Source organism: Streptomyces sp. NRRL B-24085 (assembly GCF_001282115.1).
Lineage (GTDB): Bacteria > Actinomycetota > Actinomycetes > Streptomycetales > Streptomycetaceae > Streptomyces.
In genome coordinates this window covers 1-8,758 of sequence record NZ_LJBR01000539.1, presented here as the reverse complement: position 1 = coordinate 8,758, position 8,758 = coordinate 1, and the positions used below count along the sequence as shown (strand labels likewise).

Annotated in this window: 10 protein-coding genes; 6 read left to right on the top strand and 4 right to left on the bottom strand. The window is 73.3% G+C overall.

Annotated features, from left to right (window positions below; genetic code table 11):
* The first annotated feature begins 254 nt into the window (after positions 1 to 254).
* Entirely contained in the window at positions 255 to 851 is a 597-nt protein-coding gene (locus tag AOJ26_RS38940; RefSeq protein ID WP_053853068.1) for a GNAT family N-acetyltransferase, read from the top strand.
* A gap of 39 nt (positions 852 to 890) precedes the next feature.
* On the top strand, positions 891 to 1,763 hold the full coding sequence (locus AOJ26_RS38935) for a GNAT family N-acetyltransferase (protein ID WP_053853067.1): 873 nt from the start codon (positions 891 to 893) through the stop codon (positions 1,761 to 1,763).
* Here AOJ26_RS38935 and AOJ26_RS38930 read toward each other — a convergent pair.
* The 3 genes from AOJ26_RS38930 to AOJ26_RS38920 all read right to left on the bottom strand — a co-directional run bounded on the left by AOJ26_RS38930 (position 1,742) and on the right by AOJ26_RS38920 (position 4,102).
* On the bottom strand, positions 1,742 to 2,407 hold the full coding sequence (locus tag AOJ26_RS38930) for a pyridoxine/pyridoxamine 5'-phosphate oxidase (protein WP_053853066.1): 666 nt from the start codon (positions 2,405 to 2,407) through the stop codon (positions 1,742 to 1,744). The genes AOJ26_RS38935 and AOJ26_RS38930 overlap by 22 nt on opposite strands.
* 3 nt (positions 2,408 to 2,410) lie before the next feature.
* Entirely contained in the window at positions 2,411 to 2,836 is a 426-nt protein-coding gene (locus AOJ26_RS38925) for a pyridoxamine 5'-phosphate oxidase family protein (protein ID WP_053853065.1), read from the bottom strand.
* Between the two features lie 96 nt (positions 2,837 to 2,932).
* Complete coding sequence (locus AOJ26_RS38920; protein WP_053853064.1) at positions 2,933 to 4,102, bottom strand: thiolase C-terminal domain-containing protein; 1,170 nt, start codon at positions 4,100 to 4,102, stop codon at positions 2,933 to 2,935.
* An 81-nt stretch (positions 4,103 to 4,183) separates the two neighbouring features.
* On the opposite strand from AOJ26_RS38920, the gene AOJ26_RS38915 reads away from it, so the two are divergent.
* The gene (locus AOJ26_RS38915) at positions 4,184 to 5,557 is read left to right on the top strand and encodes an acyl-CoA dehydrogenase family protein (RefSeq protein ID WP_053853063.1); all 1,374 of its coding nucleotides are present in this window, start codon (positions 4,184 to 4,186) and stop codon (positions 5,555 to 5,557) included.
* Positions 5,554 to 6,045 (top strand): nitroreductase/quinone reductase family protein, encoded by a 492-nt coding sequence (locus AOJ26_RS38910; RefSeq protein ID WP_053853062.1) that lies wholly within the window; start codon positions 5,554 to 5,556, stop codon positions 6,043 to 6,045. Before AOJ26_RS38915 ends, AOJ26_RS38910 begins: the two co-directional genes overlap by 4 nt.
* Positions 6,046 to 6,090: 45 nt before the next feature.
* Here AOJ26_RS38910 and AOJ26_RS38905 read toward each other — a convergent pair whose 3' ends face one another.
* Positions 6,091 to 6,726 (bottom strand): TetR family transcriptional regulator, encoded by a 636-nt coding sequence (locus tag AOJ26_RS38905; protein ID WP_053853061.1) that lies wholly within the window; start codon positions 6,724 to 6,726, stop codon positions 6,091 to 6,093.
* A 135-nt stretch (positions 6,727 to 6,861) separates the two neighbouring features.
* On the opposite strand from AOJ26_RS38905, the gene AOJ26_RS38900 reads away from it, so the two are divergent.
* Entirely contained in the window at positions 6,862 to 7,614 is a 753-nt protein-coding gene (locus tag AOJ26_RS38900; RefSeq protein ID WP_078960196.1) for a VOC family protein, read from the top strand.
* 170 nt (positions 7,615 to 7,784) lie between these two features.
* On the top strand, positions 7,785 to 8,758 hold a 974-nt coding region (locus AOJ26_RS38895), incomplete at its 3' end, for a serine/threonine-protein kinase (RefSeq protein ID WP_143663493.1).

The window sequence follows — 8,758 nt, the reverse complement described above, 5'->3', positions numbered from 1 at the left end:
TCCGGGCGGGTGGGGTGAGCGGCCGCGCGGGCGGGGTGCTGTCGCTGCCGCTGTCGGAGGGGATGGCGAGGTACCCCCGCGTGTGTCCGACCGGCCGGCCCCGCTTCACGCCCGGTCCGTCGGCCACCGCAACGACCTGGCGTCCTCCGGGAACGCACCCCGCGTCTCCGCCGCCGTCGTCCTCGTGCGCGTCGCCTTCCTGAGGTGCCGGAATTCGGGCTGCGCGGGAGGGGCCCGGCCGTTTGAATGGGCGGATGACCGACGTCGACGATCAGCACCTCATACGCCCCTTCACCCCCCTGCACGGCCACGGCCTGCGCCTGTGCGCCTGGGACGCCGACTCGGACGCCCAGGTCGAGGACTGGCTGCGCGCCACGCTGGACCCCGAGTTCGGGCGCTGGAACACCCCCCTCACCCTGATCCGTGATCTCGACGGCGCCCGTGCCGCCATGCGCCGCAGGGCCGAGCAGGCGGCGCAGGGCACGAGCGCGTCGTACCGGATCACGGACGAGGCGAGCGGCACGACCCTCGGGCACCTCGGCGTCAACATGATCGACCACGTCTTCCGCACCGCCCGCGTCGGCTACTGGGTGCTCCCCGAGGCCCGCGGCCACGGCGTCGCCACCCGTGCCCTGCGCCTCGCCGCCCGCTGGGCCCTCACCGACCTCGGACTGCACCGCCTGGAACTGGGCCACGCCCTCGGCCACGAGGCCTCCTGCACGGTCGCCGAGCGGTGCGGCTTCCGCTACGAAGGCACGCTGCGCGGTGCGATGTTCGAGGCGGGGCGGCACGACGCGTTCCGGGACGTGCACCTGCACGGCCGCCTGGCGACGGATCCCGAGCCGTCGTAAATCGGAGGCGCCCGGAGCGGTCGCGCAGGACCATGAGACATGCGCCCGACTGCCTGGCACACCACCGACGACCTGGACGACTTCCTCACCCGCGCCGGTGACTTCCTGCGCTCCCGGCCGGACCTGCACACCGTCCCGCTCACCGTGACCGACGGTCTGCGCACCCGGGGCCCGCACGCCTACGGGAGCGAGGCACCTTCCTTCGGGCTGCTGGAGGAGGACGGAAGCGTGCGCGGGGCGTACTTCCGGACGCCACCGTACCGGCTGTTTCTCACACCGGTGACCGCGCGGCAGGCCGACTCCCTCGCCGCCCACCTGGAGTCCCTGGGCAGGGCCGTCCCCGGGGTCGACGCCGAGACCGCGACCGCCACCGCCTTCGCCGAGGCATGGCGGCGCCGCACCGGCGCCACACCCGTGCTGCGCCGGCGGCAGCGGCTGTACCGGCTCGGCACCCTCACCGTCCCGCGGCCGGTGCCGAAGGGGCGGCCGAGGATCGCCGGGGAGCGGGACCGGGAGCTGCTGGTGCGCTGGTTCGGCGAGTTCAGCCGGGACATCGGCGGGGACGCGAACGTGCGCGCCGAGACCTGGGCCGACGCCCGCCTCGCCCACGACGGTGTCACCCTCTGGGAGGCCCCCGACGGCACCCCCCTCGCCATGGCCGGGCTCACCCCACTGGTCGCCGGCCAGATCCGGGTGGCACCCGTCTACACCCCGGCCCCGCTGCGCGGCCGCGGCTACGCCGGTGCCGCGACCGCCGAGGTCAGCAGGCTCGCCCGGGAGCGGGGCGCCGACCAGGTGCTGCTCATCACCGACCTGGCCAACCGGACGAGCAACGGCCTTTACCAGCGCATCGGTTACCGCCCGGTGGCGGACCTGGCGGTGTACGACTTTCAGGGCCAGAGCAGTTCCTGAGCCCAACCGCCGTCCGAGCGCCGGTAAGTGAGCCGTACGTGCCGTCTGCGCTCGTCCCCCTGGAAGAACTCCACCTCCTCGGGCGCGAGCCGGTACAGCGTCCAGGACGGGACGGGCGCCGCGGGCTCGCGCTGCGCCCGCTCCCACGCCTCCTCGGACGCCCGCGCCAACTCGTCCAGCGATCCCAGGACTTCGCTCTGTCGGCCGGTGAGCGCGGCGGCCAGCGCCCCGGTGGAACGGGCGTGCAGATCCGCAGCCGCCTCCTCGGAGGGCGCGGCGGTCACCGGCCCCCGCACCCGCACCTGCCGGCCGAGGACCGGCCAATAGAAGCCCAGGGCGGCGTACGGCCGTACCGACAGGTGGCCGCCCTTGCGGCTGTGGGCGTGGCTCGCGAAGGCCCAGCCGTCCGCGTCGGCGCCGTGCAGCATCACGGTCCGCACGTCCGGCAGGCCCGCCGCGTCCGCCGTGGCCAGGGACATGGTGTGCGGCTCGGCCTGCCCGGCGGCCACCGCCTCCGCGAACCAGGCCGTGAACAGCTCCAGCGGGGTCGCGGGCGCGGCGGCGGGGTCGAAGGAGGGCAGCGAGGTGACCTCCGGGTCCCACACCCGCAGCGATCTGAGCAGCTCGTGAAGATCCGTTCCCATGCCTCAGACGGTACCGAGGTCGGACGTCACCCACCGCTCGGGCCGCATCCGGACGATCACCTGCTCGCCGTGGTTCTTCGCGGCGAACTCCACGTAGCCGTCGACCTTCTCGGCCGGCAGGTAGCGGGCGGAGATCTCCCGGAGGTGGGCGAGGGTGCCCGGTTCCGTACCGAGGACCGGTCCCTCGACGGACACGTAACGGATGGTGGGCTCGACGCGCTCGACCAGCAGGGAGAAGCGGCCTGCGGCCCGGATCAGCTCGTGCTTGCGGGAACCGGCGCCGGTCATGATCCAGAGGTCGCCGCCCGGTTCGTACTGGTACCAGATCGGCACGGTGAGCGGCCCGCGCCCCTCACCCGCGTCGACCGCCAGCGCGGCGACATGCGGCTCGGCCAGGAACTGTTCACGTTGTTCACGAGTCAGGGCCATACAGTGCAGGGTACTTCGGCCGGAACGGGGAGTGCTGCGGCGCACCGCTCGCCGGAACGGGCGCGGGCGAGCGTCGAGGTCCGTCGGGGTCGTGCCCTACCGGCCCAGCACGACCGTCCCCGACGAGCAGAACCAGCCCCCCGTCCCGGACGCCACCGCCAGCCCCGGCGCCGAGCCGTCCCGGCGCCGCACCTGCCGTGCGCCCGCCTCCCCGCGCAGTTGCCGTACGGCCTCCACGAGCAGGAACAGCCCGCGCATACCGGGGTGTTGGGCCGACAGCCCGCCGCCGTCGGTGTTCACGGGCAGGTCCCCGCCCTCGGCCAGCAGGCGTCCTTTCTCCACGAAGGAGCCGCCCTCGCCCTTCCCGCAGAACCCGAGGTCCTCCAGCGTCACGAGCGTCATGTAGGTGAACGCGTCGTATATCTCGGCGAGTTCGATCTCCTCGGGGCGCACCCCCGCCCGTTCGAAGGCCAGCCGTCCGCTGACCGCCGCCGGGGACACCGTGAAGTCGGGCCACTCGGACATGCTGACGTGCGAGACGTGCTCGCCGGTGCCGAGCACCCAGACGGGCGCGGTACGGCAGTCCCGGACGTACTCCTCGGCCGCCAGCAGCACGGCCGCGCCGCCGTCGGAGCGGATGCAGCAGTGCAGCTTGGTGAAGGGGTCCGCGATCATCGGCCCGGCGAGCACGTCGTCGACCGTGATCGGCTCGCGGAACATCGCCTCGGGGTTGAGCGCCGCGTTGGCCCGCGCCTGCACCGCGATCTGCGCCAACTGCTCGACGGTCGTGCCGTGTTCGATCATGTGGCGGCGGGCCGCCATCGCGTACTTGGCGATCAGGGTGTGGCCGTAGGGCACCTCGAACTGGAGGGGCCCGCGGGCGCCGAAGGAGAGGGTGCCGGTGCGGCGGCCCGCCTTGATGTCGGCGCGGGCCGTGGAACCGTAGACCAGCAGGACCGCGTTCGCGTGTCCGGCGGCTATCGCGTCGGCCGCGTGGGCCGCCATGACCTCCCAGGCGGCGCCGCCTACCGAGGTCGAGTCGACCCAAGTGGGGCGCAGGCCCAGGTACTCGGCGATCTCGACGGGGGCGAGGGTGCCGGTGCCGGCGGAGGCCAGGCCGTCGACCAGTCGGCGATCCAGGCCCGCGTCGGCGAGGGCGCGGCGGGCGGCCTGGGCGTGCAGGGCGTAGGGGGTGGTGCCGTCCACGCGGCCGCAGTCGGCCAGGGCCACGCCGGTGATCGCGACTTTCCGGCTCCCGGGGGGCATGCGGGCCTCCTGCCTCTGGGCATCTGGTGCGGGCGCTCCTAATATGACGGACCGTCAGATCGGGAGGGAAGAGGAAGAGCCATGGACGCTCGCTTCACCGCCGAACAGGACGAGATCCGGAGCGCGTTGCGCGAACTGCTGCGGAGGCGGTGCGGGCCGGCGGAGTCGAGGAGCGCCGCCGACACGCCGGCCGGGTACGACCGGGCGCTGTGGACGGCCCTCGCCGAACAGCTCGGGCTGCCGGGACTGGCCCTTCCCGAGGAGTACGGCGGTGTCGGGTGCACGGTCACCGAACTGGCCCTGGCCTGCGAGGAGACCGGCCGGGTGCTGGCACCCACCCCCCTGCTCGCCACCGCTGTCCTCGCCGCGCCCCTGGTGCTGGCCCTGGGCACGGAGGCCCAGCGCGCGGACCTGCTGCCGCGCATCGCGGCGGGCTCCCTGACGGCCGCCCTGGCCGTCCCCCCGGGCCCGGCCCTCGCCCTGACCGCCGCCAACACAGGCGACTGGGCCGGAGGCGGCCGAGCGGGCGGAGTCCAGGCCCGGCTCGCCCCGGGTGCGAGCCGGGCCACACTTCCCGAACCACCCCGGGCATCCGGCGCCCCGAGAGGCCCGGGATCCGCCCAGGAGGGGCGGTCGGTCGCAGTGGAGTCGGGGCAGTCGAGGTCCGGGCCCGGGCGGGCGGGTGCCGCGGCGGAGTCGTTGACCGTCGTGGCCGGGCAGCCCTCCGCCGCTCCGGCCCCCCGCGGCAGCGGGTGGCGGCTCTACGGGCAGGTCGATCAGGTGCTCGACGGGCACAGTGCGGATCTTCTCCTGGTCGCCGCTCATGCCGGGGGGTTCGCCCGATCGCGGACCCTGCTCTTCCTCGTCCGGGGCGACGCCCCCGGCCTCGTCCGCAGCAGGCAGACCGCCCTCGACGCCACCCGCCCCCAGGCCCGGGTGCAGCTGCGGGACGTGGAGGCCGAACTGCTCGGTGTCGACGGAGCCGATGTCCTCGGGGCGCTGGCCCGCACCGGGGACACCGCCGCCGCCGTCCTCGCCTGCGAGGCCGTCGGGGCGGCCGACCGGGTGCTGGCGACGACCGTCGAGTACGCCGGGCGGCGGGAGCAGTTCGGGCGGCCGATCGGGTCGTTCCAGGCCGTCAAGCACCGGCTCGCCGATGTGTACGTACAGCTCCAGGCGGCCCGTTCCGCGGCCTGCTTCGCCGCCTGGGCCGCCGCCCACGAGGAGCAGCGGGTCGGCGGCCTGGCCCTGGCCCAGGCCCTGGAGGCGCTGCGGACGGCCGCGGCCGAGGGGATCCAGTTCCACGGGGGAATCGGCTTCACCTGGGAACACGAGGCGCAGCGGTACTTCAAGCGCGCCGCCGCGGACGAGCTGCTCTTCGGCCCGGCACACCGGCTGCGGGCGCACGCGGCCGAGGTGGCGCGGCTGTTCGAGCGGACGGAGGTGTCGGTGTGATCGGGGAACGGATCGTCCAGAAGGTGTCGTCCACGCGCGGCTTCGCCAAGGTCGCGCCGCATGTGATTCCCGCGCTGGACCGGGCCGTGCACCGGCTCACCCGGGGCCGGGTGCTGCTCAGCGCCCAGATGCTGCCGGGGGTGATCCTCACGTCCACGGGGGCCCGGAGCGGTCTGCCCCGCCGGACCCCGCTCGCCTGCATGCCCGAGGACGACGGCCGCACCTGGATCCTGATCGGCTCCAACTTCGGCCGGACCGGGCACCCCGCCTGGACCGCCAACCTCATCACCCACCCCGACGCCGAGGTCAACTGGAAGGGCGCGGACATCCCGGTCCGGGCGACCCTGCTGACGGGTGCGGAGCGGGCGGCCGTGTGGAAGACCGCGCTGGCGTTCTGGCCGCCGTACGCCACCTACCAGGCGCGGGTGGACCGGGAGATACGGCTCTTCCGGATCACACGCACGACAGGCGGCCGTCCACCGGTGTGAACGACCGCCCGTCTGACAGGACTTGGAACCGGGAGCGGAGCCGAGCTACTTCGTCGGCTTCTTCCCGGTGACACCCAGGTGCACCAACAGCGCCAGATTCGGCTTGAGTTCGGCCTGCTTGACACCCCAGGTCTGGAAGCCCTTCTGGTGCGAGGCCACCGCCGCGAGCATCGCGACGAGCGACCCGGCGACCGCCGCCGGGTTGACCTCCTTGTCGACCTTGCCCTTGGCCTGGAGCTCGGCGACCGCGTCCGCGAGGGAGTTGTTCACCGAGTTGAGGATCTTCATGCGGATCTTGTAGAAGCGCTTGTCGCCCTCGGCCGCCCCGAGATCGACCACGCGCAGGATCGCGTCGTTCCTGCGCCAGAACTCCAGGAACCCGTCCACGAGTTCCTGCGCGGTCTGCCAGCCCGCCTTGCCGACCCACGACCGGCCTTCGAGCAACTGGGTCAACTGGCCGCCCTCGGTGGCCATTTGCTCGGCGATCTCCAGGACGGCGCCCTCGACGTCCGGGAAGTACTGGTAGAAGGTCGCGGGTGAAGTGCCCGCCTTCCGGGCGACATCGATGACCTTGACGTCCCGGTAGGGGGAGGAGCTGAGCATCTCGCTGAGGCAGTCGAGCAGCTTCTGCCGGGTCGCCTGCCCACGCCGGCCGGCCACACGGCCGTCGACGGTACGCACTTGTCCTGTCATGCCGTCAGCTTACCGAGGGGTGATCGGAGCGCGATTCGGCCGACTGCAAATGGGGTGCACGAGGTACGGGGGACGGGTGTGCCTGGTCCTGCGGGGGGCGCGCGTCGCCGTTACTTTGACGGTATGGCCGAAAACAGGGCATCCGCAGACGGAACGGCATACGGCGAGGGCGTCCCCTGCTGGGTGGACGCGCAGTTGCCCGACGTGGCCGCCGGGAAGCGGTTCTACGGTGAGCTCTTCGGGTGGACCTTCCAGGACCGGCCGGACGCCCCCGGCGGTGCCGTGTGGGCCCTGCGCCAGGGCGAGCCGGTGGCGGCTCTGGCCCACAAGGCGGACGGCCGCATGCCAACCGTGTGGACGGTCTACTTCGCCACCCCGGACATCGAGAACCTCGCCGACCGGATCTGGGCGGCCGGCGGACAGGTCGTCACCGCGCCCCTGCCGGTCGCAGAGCTGGGCACGTCCGCCCTGGTCACCGACCCGGAGGGGGCCGTCTTCGGACTCTGGGAGCCGGCCGCCCACCCCGGCTTCGGCGTCCGGCACGAGCCCGGCACCTTCGCCTGGGCGGAGCTGTACGCGCGCGACACCGAGGCCGCCAACACCTTCTACGGCGGGCTCTTCCACGACGCCCTCTTCGGGCCCGAGGCCCGCCCCGACTTCGGCCGCGCCTCCGTCTCCGACGTCTTCCCCGCCGAGATGCCGCCCCACTTCCTCGTGCACTTCGCCGTCGAGGACTGCGAGCGGGTGCTCGGGACGGTCAGCCGGCTCGGCGGACGGGTCCAGGCGCCGCCATTCGAGACGTCGTACGGAAAAGTGGCCGTCGTCACCGACAATCAGGGGGCGTCGTTCGCCGTTCTGGAGCGATCGGAGCGGTAGAAGGTACCGCTTTGCGGTATGACACCCTGTTTGACCCCGGGTTCGCCACCAGGCCCCCGGCCAGGAAGAATCAGGGTTGCGTGCCGCCATGGCGGTGCGGTGGTGAGACGCTGCACGGGGTCGCGTACATATGTGGGTGGCGCGGCTTGTACGGGGAGGTGGCAGGCAGAGTGGTGGATCAGCTGACGCAGCACGATCCGCGCAGGATCGGGCCGTTCGAGGTGCTGGGACGGCTCGGTGCCGGCGGCATGGGGCTGGTCTATCTCGCGCGCTCGGCGTCGGGCCGGCGCGTGGCGATCAAGACGGTCCGCACGGAGCTCGCCGAGGACCAGCTCTTCCGCGTCCGCTTCACCCGTGAGGTGGAGGCGGCCCGGGCGGTCTCCGGCTTCTACACGGCGGCCGTGGTCGACGCCGACCCGCGCGCGGCCGTGCCGTGGCTGGCCACCGCGTACGTTCCGGCGCCCTCCCTCGAAGAGATAGTGAACGAGTGCGGGCCGCTTCCGGCCCAGGCGGTGCGCTGGCTCGCGGCGGGCGTGGCCGAGGCCCTCCAGTCCATCCACGGCGCCGGTCTTGTCCATCGCGACCTCAAGCCCTCCAACGTCCTGGTGGTCGAGGACGGGCCCCGGGTGATCGACTTCGGTATCGCGTCCGGCGTCTCGAACACCCGTTTGACGATGACCAACGTCGCCGTCGGCACCCCCGCCTACATGTCGCCCGAGCAGGCCAAGGACTCCCGCAGCGTCACCGGCGCCAGCGACGTCTTCTCGCTCGGCTCCATGCTGGTCTTCGCCGCCACCGGCCACCCGCCCTTCCACGGCGCCAACCCGGTCGAGACGGTCTTCATGCTGCTGCGCGAGGGCCCCGACCTCGAAGGCCTCCCGGACGAGCTGCGCCCGCTCATCGAGTCCTGCATGCAGATGGAGGCCACCGGGCGCCCCAACCCGGCCGACCTCCAGGCCCAGCTCGCCCCCCACCTCTTCGGCTCCGGCTCCGACGACAGCGGCACGGCCTCGGCCTGGCTGCCCGAGAAGGCCGTCGCCCTGATCGAGTCGCGGCGCGGCGGCCGCCCGGCGCCCACTCAGGCCGGCGGTGCCCGCAACGGCGGCGGACGCCCCGCCGCCGTACCCCCGCCGCCCTCCTACGA

Excerpts from the sequence above, each read along its gene's own strand:
- AOJ26_RS38940 (WP_053853068.1), top strand. The coding sequence starts at position 255 with ATGACCGACGTCGACGATCAGCACCTCATACGCCCCTTCACCCCCCTG.
- AOJ26_RS38935 (WP_053853067.1), top strand. The coding sequence starts at position 891 with ATGCGCCCGACTGCCTGGCACACCACCGACGACCTGGACGACTTCCTC.
- AOJ26_RS38930 (WP_053853066.1), bottom strand. The coding sequence starts at position 2,407 with ATGGGAACGGATCTTCACGAGCTGCTCAGATCGCTGCGGGTGTGGGAC.
- AOJ26_RS38925 (WP_053853065.1), bottom strand. The coding sequence starts at position 2,836 with ATGGCCCTGACTCGTGAACAACGTGAACAGTTCCTGGCCGAGCCGCAT.
- AOJ26_RS38920 (WP_053853064.1), bottom strand. The coding sequence starts at position 4,102 with ATGCCCCCCGGGAGCCGGAAAGTCGCGATCACCGGCGTGGCCCTGGCC.
- AOJ26_RS38915 (WP_053853063.1), top strand. The coding sequence starts at position 4,184 with ATGGACGCTCGCTTCACCGCCGAACAGGACGAGATCCGGAGCGCGTTG.
- AOJ26_RS38900 (WP_078960196.1), top strand. The coding sequence starts at position 6,862 with ATGGCCGAAAACAGGGCATCCGCAGACGGAACGGCATACGGCGAGGGC.